The organism is Embleya sp. NPDC050493, assembly GCF_044458105.1.
Classification (GTDB): Bacteria; Actinomycetota; Actinomycetes; order Streptomycetales; family Streptomycetaceae; genus Embleya.
In genome coordinates, this window is record NZ_JBITHP010000003.1 from 695,197 (window position 1) to 712,508 (window position 17,312).

General features: G+C 72.4%; 14 protein-coding genes. 5 read left to right on the forward strand and 9 right to left on the reverse strand.

From position 1 onward, the window contains the following. Positions 1 to 16: 16 nt before the first annotated feature. Positions 17 to 799: an isoprenyl transferase gene (locus ACIBM5_RS09725; RefSeq protein WP_396006286.1), complete on the forward strand. Its 783-nt coding sequence runs from the start codon at positions 17 to 19 to the stop codon at positions 797 to 799. Positions 800 to 1,087: 288 nt separating this feature from the next. Here the strand turns inward: ACIBM5_RS09725 and ACIBM5_RS09730 are convergent, their stop codons facing one another. Further along, a complete protein-coding gene (locus ACIBM5_RS09730; RefSeq protein WP_396006287.1) occupies positions 1,088 to 2,320 on the reverse strand; it encodes an MFS transporter in 1,233 nt (410 codons plus the stop codon). After that, positions 2,317 to 2,595 carry a hypothetical protein gene (locus ACIBM5_RS09735; RefSeq protein WP_396006288.1) on the reverse strand — a complete coding sequence of 93 codons (279 nt, stop codon included), beginning with the start codon at positions 2,593 to 2,595 and terminating at the stop codon, positions 2,317 to 2,319. Before ACIBM5_RS09735 ends, ACIBM5_RS09730 begins: the two co-directional genes overlap by 4 nt. Before the next feature lie 97 nt (positions 2,596 to 2,692). Between ACIBM5_RS09735 and ACIBM5_RS09740 the strand changes: the two genes are divergently transcribed. Next, positions 2,693 to 3,898, forward strand: a complete 1,206-nt coding sequence (locus ACIBM5_RS09740) for an ROK family transcriptional regulator (RefSeq protein ID WP_396006289.1) — start codon at positions 2,693 to 2,695, stop codon at positions 3,896 to 3,898. 204 nt (positions 3,899 to 4,102) lie between these two features. On the opposite strand, the gene ACIBM5_RS09745 is transcribed toward ACIBM5_RS09740, so the two are convergent. From ACIBM5_RS09745 to ACIBM5_RS09775, 7 genes are all read right to left on the reverse strand, one after another. Next, positions 4,103 to 5,002 carry a carbon-nitrogen hydrolase family protein gene (locus tag ACIBM5_RS09745; RefSeq protein ID WP_396006290.1) on the reverse strand — a complete coding sequence of 300 codons (900 nt, stop codon included), beginning with the start codon at positions 5,000 to 5,002 and terminating at the stop codon, positions 4,103 to 4,105. A 121-nt stretch (positions 5,003 to 5,123) separates the two neighbouring features. Beyond that, positions 5,124 to 5,777 (reverse strand): carbon monoxide dehydrogenase subunit G, encoded by a 654-nt coding sequence (locus tag ACIBM5_RS09750; protein WP_396006291.1) that lies wholly within the window; start codon positions 5,775 to 5,777, stop codon positions 5,124 to 5,126. Between the two features lie 15 nt (positions 5,778 to 5,792). Further along, on the reverse strand, positions 5,793 to 8,222 hold the full coding sequence (gene cutA / locus ACIBM5_RS09755; protein ID WP_396006292.1) for an aerobic carbon-monoxide dehydrogenase large subunit: 2,430 nt from the start codon (positions 8,220 to 8,222) through the stop codon (positions 5,793 to 5,795). Next, a complete protein-coding gene (locus tag ACIBM5_RS09760) occupies positions 8,219 to 8,788 on the reverse strand; it encodes a (2Fe-2S)-binding protein (protein WP_396006293.1) in 570 nt (189 codons plus the stop codon). Before ACIBM5_RS09760 ends, cutA begins: the two co-directional genes overlap by 4 nt. After that, on the reverse strand, positions 8,785 to 9,708 hold the full coding sequence (locus ACIBM5_RS09765) for an FAD binding domain-containing protein (protein ID WP_396006295.1): 924 nt from the start codon (positions 9,706 to 9,708) through the stop codon (positions 8,785 to 8,787). The genes ACIBM5_RS09760 and ACIBM5_RS09765 overlap by 4 nt, the downstream gene beginning before the upstream one ends. 56 nt (positions 9,709 to 9,764) lie before the next feature. Continuing rightward, positions 9,765 to 11,237, reverse strand: a complete 1,473-nt coding sequence (locus tag ACIBM5_RS09770; RefSeq protein ID WP_396006296.1) for a uracil-xanthine permease family protein — start codon at positions 11,235 to 11,237, stop codon at positions 9,765 to 9,767. Positions 11,238 to 11,496: 259 nt separating this feature from the next. Continuing rightward, positions 11,497 to 13,152: a PucR family transcriptional regulator gene (locus ACIBM5_RS09775; protein WP_391583855.1), complete on the reverse strand. Its 1,656-nt coding sequence runs from the start codon at positions 13,150 to 13,152 to the stop codon at positions 11,497 to 11,499. 291 nt (positions 13,153 to 13,443) lie between these two features. Between ACIBM5_RS09775 and ACIBM5_RS09780 the strand changes: the two genes are divergently transcribed. From ACIBM5_RS09780 to ACIBM5_RS09790, 3 genes are read left to right on the forward strand one after another with little or no spacing between them, the layout of a single operon-like run. Then, complete coding sequence (locus ACIBM5_RS09780; RefSeq protein ID WP_396006297.1) at positions 13,444 to 14,403, forward strand: DUF2877 domain-containing protein; 960 nt, start codon at positions 13,444 to 13,446, stop codon at positions 14,401 to 14,403. Between the two features lie 37 nt (positions 14,404 to 14,440). Beyond that, on the forward strand, positions 14,441 to 15,865 hold the full coding sequence (locus tag ACIBM5_RS09785; protein WP_396006299.1) for an FdrA family protein: 1,425 nt from the start codon (positions 14,441 to 14,443) through the stop codon (positions 15,863 to 15,865). Beyond that, positions 15,862 to 17,283: a DUF1116 domain-containing protein gene (locus ACIBM5_RS09790; protein WP_391583852.1), complete on the forward strand. Its 1,422-nt coding sequence runs from the start codon at positions 15,862 to 15,864 to the stop codon at positions 17,281 to 17,283. The genes ACIBM5_RS09785 and ACIBM5_RS09790 overlap by 4 nt, the downstream gene beginning before the upstream one ends. Positions 17,284 to 17,312 lie beyond the last annotated feature (29 nt).

Below are 17,312 nucleotides of genomic sequence, written 5' to 3' on the forward strand. Positions count from 1 at the left end.
GCGATGGAGAGGGTTCATGAAGCTGCTCCCGCTGTTCCTCCGGCGGCCGATCGAAGCGGTGTACGAGCGTCGACTGGCCACCACTCTGGTGGGGCTGCCGCGCCCACAGCACGTCGGGATCATGCTCGACGGCAACCGGCGCTGGGCCCGGCAGGCGGGACACGCGGACGTCCGGGAGGGGTACCGGGCGGGTGGCGCCAAGGCGACCGAGTTCCTGGGCTGGTGCGCGGCCGCGGGGATCGAGCGGGTGACCCTCTTCATGCTCTCCGACGACAACCTCGGCCGCCCCGCGGAAGAACTCGGTCCGCTGATCGAGATCATCGAGGAGACCGTCCGGGACATCACGGCCGAGGGCCGGCCCTGGGAGGTCCAGGTGATCGGCTCGCTCGACATGTTGCCCGGCGCCGGCGCCCGGGTGCTCAAGGAGGCCACCGCCGCGACGGTCGGGCGCGGTGGGCTCAAGGTGGACGTCGCGGTCGGCTACGGCGGCCGGCGGGAGATCGTCGACGCGGTCAAGAGTGCCTTCGAGGCGCACATGGCGGCCGGCGGCGACCCGGCCGAACTGGTCGCGCGGTTCGAGATCGAGGACATCTCCCGGCATCTGTACTCGCCGACCGCCGCCCACACCGACTTCATCATCCGAACCTCCGGCGAGCAGCGGTTGTCCGGCTTCCTGCTCTGGCAGTCCGCGTATGCCGAGATGCACTGGGTGGACTGCTACTGGCCGGCGTTTCGGCACGTGGACTTCCTGCGCGCACTGCGCTCGTACGCGAGCCGCGAACGGCGATTCGGCAGGTGACCGGAGCCGGGGCCGGAGCCACAACCGGAACCGGAATCAGGGCCGACGGTCGCCGCACCGGCGCGTGCCGAACCGGGCCTTCGGTGGTCCGTCCGTTCGGACCTGCCCGGCCGGGCGTCGAACGGCGCCGTACGGTTCGGCAGGTCGAGCCGCTCGCCCGGGCGTGGCCGTGCACCGGCGCTGCGGCTGTCCCGGACGCCGGACCCCGGGCGCCGGTGCGGGTGCCCGGTGCCGGTCGGGTGCTTTCCGGTAGCGGATCGACGGGGGAGCGGCACCCCCGACGAAGCACTACCGGCTCTTCGCCCTCACCCGCAGCACGTTCGCGCTCGCGATCAGGGCGAACGACAGCGCCGTCACCACGCCGAACGAGACCACCAGCGACGTCGCGTGTGCCAACCCGCCGATCAGCGACGGGGCGATCAGGCCCGAGGTGTAGGTGACGGTCGCGACGCCCGCGATGGCCTGGCTCGGATTGGGGCCGCTGCGCGCCGCCGCCGCGAAGGCCAGCGGGACGACGACCGCGACGCCCAGGCCGAGCAGGCCGAACCCTGCCATCGCGAACGCCGGGGCCGGCGCGGTGACCACCAACAGGCCGCCCGCCGTGGCCAGTACGCCCCCGGCGCGCACCGTGCGGACCGGGCCGAACCGGTCCACGACCGGGTCGCCCGCGAACCGCCCCACCGCCATCGCCAGCGCGAAGGCCGTGGTGGTCGCGGCCGCCAGGCCCGCCGAGGTGTCGAACTCGTCCTTCAGGTAGACCGCCGACCAGTCCAGGCTCGCGCCCTCCCCGAACACCGCGCAGAAGCCGACGAACCCGATCAGCAACGCCGACTTCGGCGGCAGTGCGAAGTGCGGCGGGGCTTCCTCGTCCGGGTCCGGCGGTACGTCCAGCACGCCGCGCGTGGCCGCCAGACCGAGCAGCAGCAACACCACGGCGGCAGCCGGGTGGTGGAGCCGCGCGTCGAGGTCCAGCTGTGCGGCGAGCGTGCCGACGGCGGAGCCGAACAGCACGCCCACGCTCCACATGCCGTGCAGGCCGGACATGATCGACCGGCCCAGCCGGTTCTCGGTCTCCACGCCGAGCGCGTTCATCGCGACGTCCGGCAACCCGGCCGACGCGCCGAACACGAACAGCGTCACGCACAGCACGACCAGGTTCGGTGCGAGCGACGGCAGCACGAGCGCGAGGGTCCACAGCGACAGCAGGATGCGCAGCGCGAGGCGTGCGCCGAGCCGGTGGTTGATCGCCGCGGCGAGCGGCATCGCGAGCGACGCGCCGATCGCCGGGAACGCCAGCGCGACGCCCAACTGCCCCGGGCCGACGCCCGCGTGGTCCTGGATCCACGGCACACGGGTGGCGAAGCTGCCGGTCACCGCGCCGTGCACGGCGAACACCGCCGCGATGGCCCGGCGCCCGCGGACGACGTGCGCCCGCTCCGTGCGGGCGTCGGCGGGGCCACCCCCGGGTGGGGAAGCCGAGGCCGCCGCAGGGACCGCCCCGACCGCCCCGCCGTCCGTCACCGCCGCTCCTTCGTACCGCGGACGCCGTCCACGTCGCGGGCGTTCGCGGCGGCAGGCTCGGTGGCCCGCCATACGTAGGTCCCGCCACCGCCGCGCGGCCGCCGCCTCCGCCGGCCCGCCCGACCGGGCGGACCGAAGGCATCCGCGATGCCGGGCCTCGGGGTGACGGCGGCGACGCCGGTGGCACCGCCGATGCCCATCTCCCGCCCCCGACCACAGCGGACCGCCTGGATGGCGCCGACGATCCCGGCCGCCTGAATCGCGTCAAAAGACATGAAATACCCCCGAGTTTCCCGGCATTCTCTGACCTGCTACCTGACAATAAACTATCAGGAACCCTGCCTGAAAGAAATATCTGCGAAGATCGACCCCATGCCCCCTGCCTCCCCCAGCACCGCCCGGGCCCACAACGACCGGCTCGCCCTCCGGCTTCTCCAGCAGCAGGGCCCGCTGACGGCGGGGCAGCTCAAGACGCTCACCGGACTGTCCCGCCCGACCGTGGCCGACCTCGTCGAGCGACTACAGAGCTCGGGACTCATCCACGACGTCGGCGAGTCCGCGACCGGCCGGCGCGGCCCCAACGCACGGCTGTACGGGATCGTCGCCGACATGGCGCACCTGGCCGCGCTCGACGTCCGCAGCGAGACCGTGAGCGTCGTGATCGCCGACCTCCTGGGCACCCGCCTCGGCGACGCCGCCGCACCCGTCGACGCCGGCGACGGCATACAGGCGGCCGTCGACCGGACCATCGCCCTCGTCGAACGCGCCGCACGCGACGCCGGCGCCACCCGCCTGCACAGCATCGGCATCGGCGCGCCCGGCCTGATCGACCCCACCACCGGCGAACTGCGCCAGGTACCGAGCCTCCCCACCTGGCACCGCAGCCTCGCCGGCGCCCTTCAGGACCGCCTGCACACCATCGTCCGGGTGGAGAACGAGACCAACCTCGCCGCCCTCGCCGAACGCCGCCTCGGCGTCGCCCGCGACCACGAGACGTTCGTGCTCATGTGGCTCGCCAACGGCATCGGCGCCGCCGTCGTCCTGGACGGAAAACTGCGCCGCGGCGCATCCGGAGGCGCGGGCGAGCTCGGTTTCCTGCCGGTCCCCGGCACCAGGAACCTGCCCTCGCGCGACGGCTGCGACGGGGGCTTCCACTCCCTCGTCGGCAAACCCGCCGTGTGCGAACTCGCCGAACGGCACGGGCTCGGCCACCTCGTCCCGGCCGGCGACACCCCGCACGACGCGGCGGTCGAGCCGCTCGGCGCCACCATCGTCCGTGCCGCCCGGGCCGCCGGGCCCGCGGGCTCCGCCTTCCTGGACGAGTTCGCCGCACGCCTCGCCCTCGGCGTCTGCGCCGTCACCGCGGTGCTCGACCCGGGCTTCGTCGTCCTCGCCGGCGAACTCGGCCACGCCGGCGGTGACGACCTCGCCGAGCGGGTCCAGGCCGAGGTCGCCGAACTCTCCCCGGTCGACACCGTCGTCCGGGCGACCACCCTCGGCGGCTCGGCGGTCCTCCAAGGCGCCCTCTTCGCCGCCCAACAGGCCGCCCAGGACGCGCTGTTCCCCTCCGACAACTGAACCCGGCAGCGCAACGCCCGGCCCGGAAAACGCCGAAGCCCGTCTTCGACCCCCCGCGTCGCGGTGCACGGCGGGGGGCGAAGACGGGCCGGGAGACGTGCGTTTCGCCGGCGCCCGCGGCGGCGTGCCGGTGGTCGCCGACGAGCGTGGAGTCGACGCCGACCGGCCGCCCGGTCTTCGCCGGGCGACCGCGCGGGAAGGCGGTCAGCCGTGCGGGAAGGTGGTCTTCGCCGGGCGGACCAGGTCGTCCGCGTAGTTCGCGATCAGGTCCAGGTTGCGGTCCGCCAGGTGATCGAAGACCTGGGGGACGTTGGAACCCGGGGTCAGCGATGCCAACGCGCGCTCCGGGTCCAGACGGGCCGAGACCCAGCCCTCGTGCGACGAGCCGCGGGCGACGACCTCGGCGCCCGGGGTGACGATCATCGAGTTGCCGAAGTACAGCACTCCGGCCGGGTCGCTGCCGGTGGCGTTGGCGCCGATCACGTAGACGTGGTTGTCGTACGCCCTTGCCCGGCAGGTGAGTTCCCACAGGTCGGCGGAGCGCAGCAGGGCCGACGGGCGGCAGATGACCTCCGCGCCGTGCACCGCCTGGATCCGGCTCAGCTCCGGGTAGTCGCCGTCGAAGCAGATGATCATGCCGATCCGACCGAGGTCGGTCTCCACCACGCTGACGTACTCGCCCGGCGTCACCCACCCGCCGCGCGAGCGCAGTTCGGGCCCGAACGGGTGGGTCTTGCGGTAGACGCCCAGGACCCGGCCGTCCGGCCCGGCCAGCACGGACGAGTTGTACACCACGCCCCGGTCGTCACCGCGCTCGTACGTGCCCCACACCAGGTGCACGCCCAACTCCCGGGCCCGCGCCTGGAACGGCTCGGTGAGCGCGCCGGGGACATCGTCGACCAGGTCCCACAACTCCTCGGCGCTCAGCGCCGGGGTGAAGCCGGTGGTCACGCTTTCCGGCAGCACCACCAACTCGGCACCGGTGGACTCGACGCAGCGGCTCACCCAGTCCAGCGCATGGGCGATGTTCGCCTCGACCACCGCCGCCGTGAGCGGTCCGGGCCGGGGCACGACCTGAACGGCCGCCGCCGTGAACGCACGCATGGCTACTCCTTTCCGAAACGATCGACGACCAACGACCGTCGATCAACGACCGGCACCGAAACCCGCACCGAAACCCGCATCGGCGACAGCGACCAACGGCCGGCTGTTCGACGACCGACGGTCAGCGACGCCGGGCGATCACGCCGCCGACGATCGCGCCGAGCAGCGCCACCGCCGCGCCGAACAGGGCGCCCTTCGCGAAGTCGTCGCCGAGCGAGGAGGCCGGGGCCGCATACCCGGCGGCGGCCGGCGCGGCACCCGCGACCGCGGCGCCATCGGCCGTCGCCGGCACGGGAGTTCCGTTGACCGCCGCGGGCACCGGCGTCAGCGGCGTCTGCCCGGTCAGGATCTTGTCGACCGACTTGAAGAACTCACCCGCCGTCTTCTTGGCGACACCCGTCAGCATGCGCTGTCCGACCCCGCCGATGACCCCGCCCACCACGGCCTCGGCGTCGTACTCCAGCCGGGTCCGGCCGCCGTCGATGTCCGCCAGGGTCACCTTGACCTCGGCGCTGACCGTGCCCGGGCCGCCCGAGCCGGACGCCTTGAGCATGAACGAGCCCGGCGGGACCTGGTCGGTGAGCTGCACGTTGCCCAGGTAGGTGCCCTTGATCGAGGCGACACCCATCGTCACCGTCATCCGATACGCGTCCGGGCCGGTTTCCTCCAGCTTCTCGCAGCCGGGGATGGTGCGGGTCAGTACGGCCGGGTCGTTCAGCGCCGCCCAGACCTTGTCGGCCGGCGCGTTCAGGATGGCGTTTCCTTGGACCTTCATGGTGCGACGTGCTCCTTAACGGTGGGTGCCGGCGGCATGGTCGGCGCCCCGGCGCAGCGCCGGGATCTCGCCGGCGGCGAACCGCTTGCGCAGGTGGAAGAGTTCGGACGGCTGGATCGGCATCCGCACGATCGGGAAGCCCTCGGCGTCCTCGATCGCGGAGGCGAACACGGCCGCGGCGGGGATCACGCCCGCCTCGCCGGCGCCCTTGATGCCGAGCGGGTTGAGCGGGGAGGGGGTCTCCAGGTGGTCGATCTCGATCCTGGGAATCTCGCTGGCGTACGGCATCAGGAAGTCCATGAACGAGGCGTTGACCAACTGGCCGTGCTCGTCGTACTCCATGCGCTCGTACAGCGCGCCACCGACGCCCTGGGCGACGCCGCCGTGCACCTGGCCCTCGACGATCATCGGGTTGATCAGGTGTCCGCAGTCGTGCACGACGCAGTAGCGCAGGATGCGGATCTCGGCGGTGTCGGGATCGGTCTCCACGATCACCGCGTGCATCCCGTTGGCGAAGGTGGCGGTCGGCGGCGAGTAGTAGTCGCGGCCCTCCAGGCCGGGTTCGTCGTCCTCGGCGACCGGCGGCTTGGAGAAGTCGGCGGCGCCGGTGAGTTGGGTGGCCGCCTGGGAGGCCTCGTCGAAGGCGTAGCGCAGCGGGTTGGACAACACCGCGACCGTGCCGAGCGCGACCGAGGAGCCGGGGCTGCCCTTGACCCGCACGTGACCGTCGACGATCTCCAGGTCGCGCGGGTCGGCCTCCAGCGCCTCGCCGGCGATCCGCAGCGCCTTGGCCTTGACGTTGCGTGCGGCCAAGGCGATGGCGTTGCCGCTCATCACTGCCGCCCGTGAGGCGAACGTGCCGACGGCGTACGGGAATCGGCGGGTGTCGCCGGTGGTCACCGTGACGTCTTCGAGCGGTACGCCCAATTCGTCGGCGACGATCTGCGCGAACACCGTCTGATGGCCCTGGCCCTGGCTGGTCAGGCCGGTGGCGACGTTGACCTTGCCGGTGGTCTCGATCTGGACGTGGCCGCCCTCGTACGGGCCCACGCCGGTGCCCTCGACGTAGCACGCGACGCCGATGCCGACCCGGCGGCCCTCGGCGCGTGCCTGTGCCCGGTAGGCCTCGAACTCGTCCCAGCCGACCAGCTTCTTGAGCGCCTCCAGCGAGGCGGGGAAGTCGCCCGAGTCGTAGATCAGCGGGCGGCCGTCCTGGAAGAGCAGGCCGTGGTCGTACGGCATTTCCTCGGGCCTGATGAAGTTGACGGCGCGCACCTCGGTGCGGTCCTTGCCCAGATGGTCGGCGATCGCGTCCATCGCGCGCTCCATCGCGAACACGCCCTGCGGGCGGCCGGCGCCGCGGTAGGGAGTGACTATCACCGTGTTGGTGTAGAGGCTGCGGAAGTCCACCCGGTAGGCGCCGGGCTTGTACGGGCCGAGCAACTGGGTGGAGGTGATGATCGGGACGATGATCCCGTACGGCGTGTACGCGCCGTTGTCGTGCAGGATCTCCACGTCCAGGCCCAGCAGTCGGCCGTCGTCGTCGAAGCCGACCCGCACGGTCTGCAACTGGCCGCGCTCGTGGGCGGCGGAGATGAAGTGCTCGCGGCGGTCCTCGGTCCACTTGACCTCGTGGTCGAGCAGCCGGGCCGCCCACGGGATCAGGATCTCCTCGGGCCACGGGTGCACGATCTTGACGCCGAAGCCGCCGCCGACGTCGGGGGTCACGCACTCGACCCGGTCCAGCGGCAGGTCCAGCTTGGCGGCGACGGCCGCGCGCACACCGGTGGAGGTCTGCGTGGAGGTGTACACGCGCAGGCTCGCGTCGGCCGCGTCCCAGCGGGCGTAGACACCGCGGCCCTCCATCGGCATGCACGCGCTGCGCTCGATGTCGAGCTTCAGCTCCAGCCGGTTCGGCGCGGCGGCGATCGCCGCGGGCGCGTCGCCGACCTCCTGGACCAGGTGCGCGGCGCAGTTGCCGGGGACGTCGTCGTGGACGAGGCGGTCGGCGCGGTACGCGTTCTCGATGCCGACCACCGGCGGCAGCGGTTCGTACTCGACGGTGATCCGCTCGCAGGCGTCCTCGGCCAGGTAGCGGTCCCGGGCGACGACCATCACGACGGCCTCGCCGACGTGGTTGACGAACTCCTTGGCCAGCGGGTAGGCGGTGCGGCCGTGGGTGAGCGCGGGGTGCGGGATGAGCAGCGGGAGCGGTTCGGCGACCCGGCCGGACAGGTCCTCGTAGGTGTAGATCGCGACCAGGCCGTCGACGTCGAGTGCGCCGGTGACGTCGATCCCGGTGACCCGGGCCCGGGCGTGCGGGCTGCGTACGAACGCGGCCTCGTAGGCGCCCTCGCCCAGGTCGTCGAGGTAGCGGCCGTTGCCGACCAGCAGGCGCAGGTCCTCGGTGCGTTGTACGGGTGCGCCGAACATCTTGGTGGTCATCGGGCGTCCCCTTCGGCCTGCTCGCCGGCCGGCACGTCGGTCCGCGTGTCGGACTGCTCGGCCCGGCGTTCGTTGGTGATCTCGGCGGCGCGCAGCACCGACTTCACGATGTTCTGGTATCCGGTACAACGACACAGGTTGCCGGAGATGGCCTCGCGGGCCTCCTCCTCGGTGGGCGTCGGGTTCTCCTCCAGGAACGCGGAGACCACGGTCAGGAAGCCGGGTGTGCAGAATCCGCACTGGAGGCCGTGGCACTCGCGGAAGGCCTGCTGCACGGGATGCATGGTGCCGTCGGCGTCGGCCAGTCCCTCGACCGTGGTGATCTCGTGGCCCTGCGCGCTGACGGCGAACATCAGGCAGCCGCGCATCGGCTTGCCGTCGACCCGGATCGTGCACGCGCCGCACACGCCGTGCTCGCAGCCCACATGCGTGCCGGTCAGCCCCAGATCGTGGCGCAGGCAGTCGGAGAGCAGGCGGCGCGGGGTGACGGTGGCGGTGCGCAGGACGCCGTTCACGCTCAGCCGGATGTCGAGGCGTTGCTCGGTGGGGATCTGCGTCTCGGTCATCGGGCGCTCCGCTCGTCGGTGCCGGTGCTGCTCGGCGCGGTGGGGTTCGGGTCGGTCGACGCAGCGCGTTCGGTGGCGGTGCGCAGGGCGCGGACGGTGAGTACGCCGGCCAGCTGGGCGCGGTACTCGGCGGTGGCGTGAATGTCCGGTTCGGGCTCCAGGCTGGAGGACGCGAGCGTCGCGGCGTCGGTCCAGTCGGCGGTGTCCGCGGTGCGGCCGATCAGCGCGTCGGTCAGGTCGAGCACGAGCGGGACGGGGGAGAGCGAGAGGTAGGCGGCGCGGGCCGAGACGATCCGCAGATCGTCGTCGACGGTGACCGCCGCCGCCACGCCGCACATCGCGTAGTCGCCGTGCCGGCGGGCGATTTCCACGAACTCGGTGCCGGTGCGGCCGGGCAGGCGCGGGAAATGGGCGGCCACGGCCAGTTCACCGGCCTCGATGCACGACTCCAGCGGGCCGAGGAAGAAGTCCTCGGCGGCGACGGTGCGGGTCGCGCCCTTGCGGGCCAGCGTCATCGAACCGCCGAGCAGGGCGAGTACGGCGGTCATCTCGCCGGAGGGGTCGGCGTGCGCGAGGCTGCCCACCGTGGTGCCGCGGTTGCGGATCACCGGGTGGGCGACCAGGCGCAGGCCCTGGCGCAGCAGGGGCACGACCGCGTGTGCGGCCTCGTCCGCCTCGACCTCGGCGTGCCGGGCGAGCGCGCCCACCGCGACGCCGCCGGGGTCGGTGCGGACGTAGGAGAGTTCGGCGAGCCCGTTGATGTCGACCAGGTGGGCCGGGGCCGCGAGTCTCATGTTGAGCATCGGGATCAGACTCTGGCCGCCGGCGAGGACCTTTCCGTCGTGGCCGACCGCGTCGAGTGCGTCGAGGGCCTCGGCGAGATCGGTCGGTGCGTGATATCGGAATGCCGGCGGCTTCACGGTGTCGTCTCCTCCTGATGTTCGCGTGCGGTGGTGCGCGTCGGGTGGGTCGGCCGTCAGCTCGGCGGCGACGTCTTCGTCGGCGGAGCGGCGGTGGAGCCGGCCGACGACCGATCCGCGGGCCGGTGTTCCTCCACGGTGCCCAGGGACAGCGCGGTGCCGCCCTCGAGTTCGACGTCGGCGGGGGACTTCGGGTCGCGCATGTGCGCGGGGGCCAGGGCGTGCAGGACGTGGTAGATCACCAGGGTGACTATCGTGCCCAGCGCGATGCCCTCGATGGTGAAGTCGTCGTTGAACTTGATCGCGACGCCGCCGATGCCGATCACGACGCCGGCCGCGACCGGGACCAGGTTGATCGGGTTGGCGAAGTCGACCCTGTTCTCGATCCAGATCTTGGCGCCGAGCAGGCCGATCATGCCGTAGAGCACGACGGTGATCCCGCCGAGCACGCCGCCGGGGGTGGCCGCGATCAGTGCGCCGAACTTGGGACACAGGCCGAACAGCACGGCGACGACGGCGGCCACGTAGTAGGCGGCGGTGGAGTAGACCCGGGTGGCGGCCATGACGCCGATGTTCTCGGCGTAGGTGGTGGTGGGCGAGCCGCCGACCGCGCTGGCCATCATGGTGCCCAGGCCGTCCGCGGTGATCGCCTTGCCCAGGCTGCCGTCCAGGTCGGCGCCGGTCATCTCGGAGACGGCCTTGACGTGGCCGGCGTTCTCCGCGATCAGCGCGATCACGGCGGGCAGCGCGACCAGGATCGCCGAGGTCTTGAAGTCCGGGGCGTGCGTGGAGGGCAGCCCGAACCAGTCGGCGGAGGTGACGCCGGAGAAGTCGACCCGGTCGTGCGCGAATTCCTTGCCGTCGTGCTGACCGGGCTGGACCGAGGTGATCTGCCCGAAGCCCTTGTCGAACAGCCACGACATCGCGTAGCCGAAGACCAGGCCGAGGAAGATCGCGATTCGGGACCAGAAGCCGCGCAACAGCACGGTCATCGCGATCACGGCGGTCATCGTCAGGATGGCGATCCACTGGTCCTGCGGCCAGTACACCTCGGCGACCACGGGCGCCAGGTTGAAGCCGATCAACAGCACCACGGCGCCGGTGACCACCGGCGGCAGCGCCTTGTTGACGAGTTCGGCGCCGAGCAGATGGATCAGCACACCGGCGAGCGCGAGCACGGCGCCGGCGATCAGGATCGATCCGGTCACCGTCGCGCTGGATCCGCCGGAGGCGCGGATGGTGGCGACCGCGCCGACGAACGCGGCGCTGGTGCCCAGGTAGCTGGGGATCTTGCCCTGCACGATGAGCAGGAAGACCACCGTGGCCAGACCCGACATCATGATCGCCAGGTTCGGGTCCAGACCCATGACCACCGGGAATACGAATGTCGCGCCGAACATCGCGACGATGTGCTGTGCGCCCAGACCGATGGTCCGACCCCACGAGAGCCGTTCGTCGGGGCGTACGACCTCACCCGGAGGTGGGGTACTGCCGTCCCCGTAGAGCTTCCATCCCAAGCCGAGTGCCATGTTCAGCCGCCTTCCAGGCGTAGGGGGGTGCGAGGACGATTCGCTGTCGCACGACCCGGCACGGTGAGCGCGATCCGGTGATGTTCGCCGTTCTCGCCACGAGGTTGGGGGAAGGTTATGGACGGGTCGGACACTGCGGCTTGGGTGATAGCTGACAGAGCCGGCCAGGCGGTGTTGTGGAATTCACCCAAGGTTTGTTGCCTTCGTGTGTCCGCGTATGGATGAACGACCACGGGTCTCTCCGTACGTGCGCGTTACGCTACAGCCCGCGCATGCGGCGCACCTGGAGCGCCAGCATGATGTTGAGCCGCAGATGCGAATCAGTGGTGAAGGCGCCGAGCAGCCGTTCCAGTTTGCCGATCCGGTAGCGCAGCGTGTTGTAGTGGAAATGCAGGATGCGGGCCGTCTCGGCCACGTTGAGATTGGTGTCGAGCAGCACCTCCAGGGTGGTGCGCAGATCGGTGGTCTCCTCGTCCTCGCGACTCGCGAGTTCCCCGAGCGTCTCGCGCATGAAACTGGTCAGTTCGGCGGAGTCGGGGACCAGGCTGAGCAGGCGGTACACGCCCAGGCTGTCGAAGTCGGCGATGCCGCCCGGGCCGTGCATCTGCCGGCCGACCTTGGCCGCGCGGCGGGCCTGTTCGTAGGCCTCGGGCAGCAGTGCCGGGTCGGTCACCACACGGCTGACACCGGTGGAGAACGAGCGGCGTCCGCCGCCGCCGTCGCCGGAGACCTGGGCGACCATGTGCCGGACCAGTTCGCCGGGCGGGGTGCGCTCGGAGGCCCCCATCACCACCACGACCTCCTGGCTGTAACCGACCACGGCCGCACGCGGATCGCGTTCGCGCACGACGATGCCCCACGCCGTGGCGAAGCGTTCGTGTGCGGGCCGCAGGTCGTCGCTCTCCGGGTCGGGGCCCTCGCCGGGTTCGAGCTGCGCGACCACCACGGTCAACGGACGGTCGATCGCCCAGCCCAGCGACGCGCAGTGCCGAACGGTGTGCGCCGGGTCGCCGGCCCGGCCGGCCAACAGGTCGCGCATGAAGTCGCCCTGGTACTTGCTCTCCACCGCGGCGACCGCGAGTTCCTTGGTGATCACCAGCGCCGCGGTGGCGGCGGCGCGTTCCAACACCTGGATGTCGCTCTCGTCGAGCGTGCGTCCGGCGGAGATCAGTACGACCCGGCCGTGGTCGAGGGCGCCGGCCAGGATCGGCACCAGGGCCACCCCGGCGGCCGGTTCCTCCAGGGCCCGCGCACCGTGCTTGAAGCGCTCGACCCGGAACCGGCCGGTGGCGTCGAAGACGCCGCGCCCGGACGCCTTGCCCGCGACGGTCTCCGAGGCGGAGGAGGCCAGCAGCCGGCCGTCGGGCGTGGTGACCATGACGGTGCCGCCGAGCAGCCGGCTGAGCTCGTCGGTGATCGCCTCCAGGCCGCCGCCCGCGAGTACCACGCTCACCAGCGCGCGGTGCGCCTCCTCGGAGCGGGCCAGCACCGCGGCCTGCCGGTTGAGGATGTCGGTGAGCACCTGGTTGAGGATGTCGTCGAAGGCGACGTCGTCGGGCAGCCGGATGATCGGCAGGCCCACCCGGTCGGCGGCGTCCAGCATGTCGGCGGGCAACTCGTCCAGGTAGCGGCCCAACTTGATGCCCACCGCGGCGAGTCGGCGCGATTCCAGCTCGGTGACCAGGTCGCACAACGACTGCGGGGTCTCGCGCAGCGGATAGCCGGTGGTCAGCAGGAGTTCGTGCGGCTTGGTCCAGGGCAGGATGTCCGGGACCTCCATCACGTTGAGCCGCTGCACGACGCGGTCCAATCCGCGCTCGCCGGCCATCAGCCGGGCGCCGGACAGACTGGAGAGGCTCAGCACGTCGCGGACCGACACGCCGCGAACGAGCGTGCCCGTACTCGCGGTTCGCACGCCCCCGGGGCTCCCGCCAGGGCTTGGCAAATTACGCGAATTAAGTGCGTCAAGGTTGGCAACTTGCTCCATTCGAGGACCATAGCCATTGGATTAAGTTCACAACAGACATAGAGCCGGTCCGATTCAAGTCGTTTCGGAAGAGCGGCCGCACCGCCGCTCACCCGACCCGGGGGCCTCGACCACACCGCGTTCACCATCGGCGCGCACCGCTTCGTTCCGTATCGCCTCGGTTCCGCACCGCTTCGATTCCGCCGCTTCGATTCCGCACCGTTCCCGGGAGGCACCATCGTGGTAGACCCCGGAGAACACGGCGATCCCTTGCCGACGGCGACGCCGACGGCTGTGCCGGGCTCGGCGTCGGTGCGCATCCGCGCCGCACTGGAGCGGCCGGCGCGGCCCGCCCGGGTGCTCGGCGTCTTCCCGGCCGCGATCTACCTGGCCGATCCGGACGGCACCGTTCTCGCGCTGTGCACCCACGACGCGGTCCGGCTGCCCAACGCCCTCGTCCTCGCCGCCCGCACCGCGGCCTCCCCCTTCCCCGCACTGGCCGGCCGCACCGACGCCCGAATCGGCGACGGAGGGGTGTGCCTGGGGGCGCTGGGCGTGACCGCGGTCCGCTGGTGGACCCCGCCGCGCCCGCCCGCACCGGGCGATCCCGACACCCGCCGGGCCGGCCGCGCCGCGCTGCGCGCCGCACTGGCGCCGGGGCGCACCGGCCTGTCCGACCGGGCCCGAACCGACCTGGCCGACCTGGGCCGGTACGCGGCTACCGACCCCGAGCGGGCCGGCGCCGCCGCGCTGCGCCTGGTCGGCCTGGGCCCGGGCCTGACCCCCAGCGGCGACGACGCGCTGTGCGGCTTCCTGCTCGCGCGGCGCCTGCTGGACCCCGAACCCACCGGCGCCCGGCACGCGGACGCCCTCGGGGCGCGCGTCGCGGCGCACGCCCCCGGCCGCACCACCGACCTGTCCGCCGCCCTGCTCGGCCACGCCGCCCGCGGCGACGGCTGCGCACAACTGGTCGACCTGATCGGCGCGGTCGGCCGCGGCACCGACGTACTTCCTCGCCTGCACCACCTGCTGACGGTGGGACACACCTCCGGCGCGGACCTCGCCCACGGCGTCCTGGCCGGGGCCGAGGCGGCCGACGCAGGCGCCGTACCAGCCGTGGCCGCAGCCCCGTTCGGGCTCGGCGACGGAACCGAACTCCCGTACCCCGAAGGAAGGAGCGCCCGTGAGCAGCGCGCTTGAGCTGCGCCGCGGAACATACCGAGACTCGGTCAGCCTGATGCAGGTGAGCCGATCGGTATCCGCGGTGGACGGGGTGACCAAGGCGCTCGTCGCCATGGCGACGGAACTCAACGTCGGCCTCTTGGCGGGCATGGGCTTCGACACCCCCGACGGCGCCGGACCCAACGACCTGATCGTGGCGATCCGGGCCGACGACGAGGACGCGCTGCGGCGCGCCCGCGAGGTGCTCGAAGAGGCCCTCGTGTCGTCCACCGGCGGCGGCACCGGGATCGGCTCCGCCGCCGGTGTCCCGCCGCGCACGATCCGCACCGCCGCGGGCGCCGTGCCCGGCGCGAGCCTGGCGCTGATCTCGGTGCCCGGGCCACACGCGTTCGCCGAGGCGATGGACGCCCTCGAAGCCGACCTGGACGTGCTGATCTTCAGCGACAACGTGCCCGTCGAGCAGGAGATCCGACTCAAGGACGTCGGCCGCGAACGCGGACTCCTGGTGATGGGCCCCGACTGCGGCACCGCGCTGGTCGGCGGCGTCGGCCTCGGCTTCGCCAACTCGGTGCGCCCGGGCCCGATCGGCATCGTGGCCGCCTCCGGCACCGGCTCGCAGGAACTGATGTGCCTGCTGCACGCGGCCGGCAGCGGCGTCAGCCACTGCCTGGGCGTGGGCGGACGCGACCTGAGCGAGGCGGTCGGCGCCCGCTCGACCCGCCAGGCGCTGGCGATGCTGGACGCGGACCCGGCCACCGAACTGATCGTGGTGGTCTCCAAGCCGCCCGCCGACTCGGTCGCGGCCGAGGTCGAGCGCTACGCCGCGACGCTGACCACCCCGGTGCAACTGGCCTTCCTCGGTCAGGGCCGCGACGACCTGACCGCCGCCGCGACCAAGGCACTGGCCGCGATCGGCCACGCCGGCGTCCAGGACCGGGTCTGGCGACCCGAGCACGCGGCCCCCACCCGAACCGGCGCGCTGCGCGGGCTGTTCTGCGGCGGCACGCTGTGCGACGAGGCGATGATCATCGCCGCCGACCGGCTCGGGCCGATCGCGTCCAACATCCCGCTGCGGGCCGACTGGGCGCTGCCCGCGGACCTGCACACCGCCGGACACCTGATGATCGACTTCGGCGACGACGGGCTGACCGCGGGCCGACCGCACCCGATGATCGACCCGAGCCTGCGGCTGGAGCGACTCGCCGAGGAACTGGCCGATCCGGCCTGCGCCGTCGTGCTCCTGGACGTCGTGCTCGGCCACGGCGCACACCCCGACCCGGCCGCCGACCTGGCCGAGGTGCTGCGCGCGGCCGGCCCGAACGCGCCCACCGTACTGATCTCGCTGTGCGGCACCGACCTGGACCCGCAGGACCTGGAGGCCCAGGCCCGCACGCTGACCGCCGCCGGCGCCGAGGTCCACCTGTCCAATGCCGAGGCCGCCCGGCGCGCCGTGGCGATCGTAGAAGGGCTCGACGCGTGAGTGCTCCCAACCCCCGAGGCAGCGCGCTGCTGACCCGCGACCCGTCGGTGGTGACCGTCGGCGCCGAACTGCTCGCCGACGCGCTGGCCGCCCAGGCCGTACCGGTGACCGCCGTCGACTGGCGCCCGCCGCTGCCCGGCACCGCCGACGCGCTGGCCACGGTGCTCGCCGACGCGCGCCGCGAGGCGGCCAACAAGGTCGCGATCGAGCGGGTCCTGGCGTCCACGCCGCACCTGGTGGACGTCAAGCCCGCGAGCGAGGCACTGGGCCTGACGGCCGGCCAGTTCCGGCACGCCGGACCGCCGATCGACTGGGCCCGCGCGTCGGGTCCGATGCGCGGCGCGCTGATCGGCGCGGTGCTCTTCGAGGGCCTGGCCGACTCGCCCGAGGCGGCGGAGAAGTTCCTCGCCGAGGGCCACGCCGAGCTGGACTCGTGCCATCACCACCACGCGGTGGGGCCGATGGCGGGTGTGGTCAGCCCGTCGATGTGGATGTTCGAGCTGGAGGACACCACCCACGGCACCCGCGCGTGGTGCTCGCTCAACGAGGGCCTGGGCAAGGTGCTGCGCTACGGCGCGTACGGGACCGAGGTGATCGACCGGCTGCGCTGGATGTCGGCGGTGCTGGGCCCGCTGCTGCGCACCGCGGTGCGTGCGGGCGAGCCGATCGACATCCGGGCGATCATCGCGCAGATGTTGCAGATGGGCGACGAGGGCCACAACCGCAACCGCGCGGGGACCCTGATGCTGCTGCGCGAACTGCTGCCGAACATGATCGACAGCGGCGCGCCGACCTCGGACATCGCCGAGGCCGCCCGCTTCGTCGGCGGCAACGACCACTTCTTCCTGAACCTGGACATGCCCGCCTGCAAGCTGGCGATGGACGCCGGCCGCGACGTGCCCGGCTCCTCGCTCGTGGTGGCGATGGCCCGCAACGGCACCGACTTCGGCATCCAGGTCTCCGGCACCGGCGACCGCTGGTACACCGGCCCCGCCGAGGTTCCGGACGGCCTGTACCTGGGCGCCTACGGCCCGGACGACGCCAACCCGGACATCGGCGACTCGGCGATCACCGAGACCGCCGGCATCGGCGGCTTCGCGATGGCCGCGGCGCCGGCGATCGTGCGGTTCATCGGCGGCGAGGTGGACGACGCGCTGGCCGCGACCCGGCGGATGTACGAGATCACCCTCGCGGAGAACCCGGCCTACCAGATCCCGGTGCTGGACTTCCGCGGCACACCGACCGGGATCGACGTGACCAAGGTGGTCCGGACCGGCATCCTGCCGCAGATCAACACCGGCATCGCCGGCAAGGTCGCGGGTACCGGCCAGGTCGGCGCGGGCCTGGTCACCCCGCCGGCGGACTGCTTCGTCGCCGCGATCGAGGCACTGGCCGAGGCGGCCCCGCCGATCGGCTGAGGCATACGACGGAAGGAGCCCGCCACGCG

Excerpts from the sequence above, each read along its gene's own strand:
- ACIBM5_RS09735 (WP_396006288.1), bottom strand. The coding sequence starts at position 2,595 with ATGTCTTTTGACGCGATTCAGGCGGCCGGGATCGTCGGCGCCATCCAG.
- ACIBM5_RS09740 (WP_396006289.1), top strand. The coding sequence starts at position 2,693 with ATGCCCCCTGCCTCCCCCAGCACCGCCCGGGCCCACAACGACCGGCTC.
- ACIBM5_RS09725 (WP_396006286.1), top strand. The coding sequence starts at position 17 with ATGAAGCTGCTCCCGCTGTTCCTCCGGCGGCCGATCGAAGCGGTGTAC.
- ACIBM5_RS09760 (WP_396006293.1), bottom strand. The coding sequence starts at position 8,788 with ATGACCGAGACGCAGATCCCCACCGAGCAACGCCTCGACATCCGGCTG.
- ACIBM5_RS09745 (WP_396006290.1), bottom strand. The coding sequence starts at position 5,002 with ATGCGTGCGTTCACGGCGGCGGCCGTTCAGGTCGTGCCCCGGCCCGGA.
- ACIBM5_RS09750 (WP_396006291.1), bottom strand. The coding sequence starts at position 5,777 with ATGAAGGTCCAAGGAAACGCCATCCTGAACGCGCCGGCCGACAAGGTC.
- cutA (WP_396006292.1), bottom strand. The coding sequence starts at position 8,222 with ATGACCACCAAGATGTTCGGCGCACCCGTACAACGCACCGAGGACCTG.
- ACIBM5_RS09785 (WP_396006299.1), top strand. The coding sequence starts at position 14,441 with ATGCAGGTGAGCCGATCGGTATCCGCGGTGGACGGGGTGACCAAGGCG.
- ACIBM5_RS09770 (WP_396006296.1), bottom strand. The coding sequence starts at position 11,237 with ATGGCACTCGGCTTGGGATGGAAGCTCTACGGGGACGGCAGTACCCCA.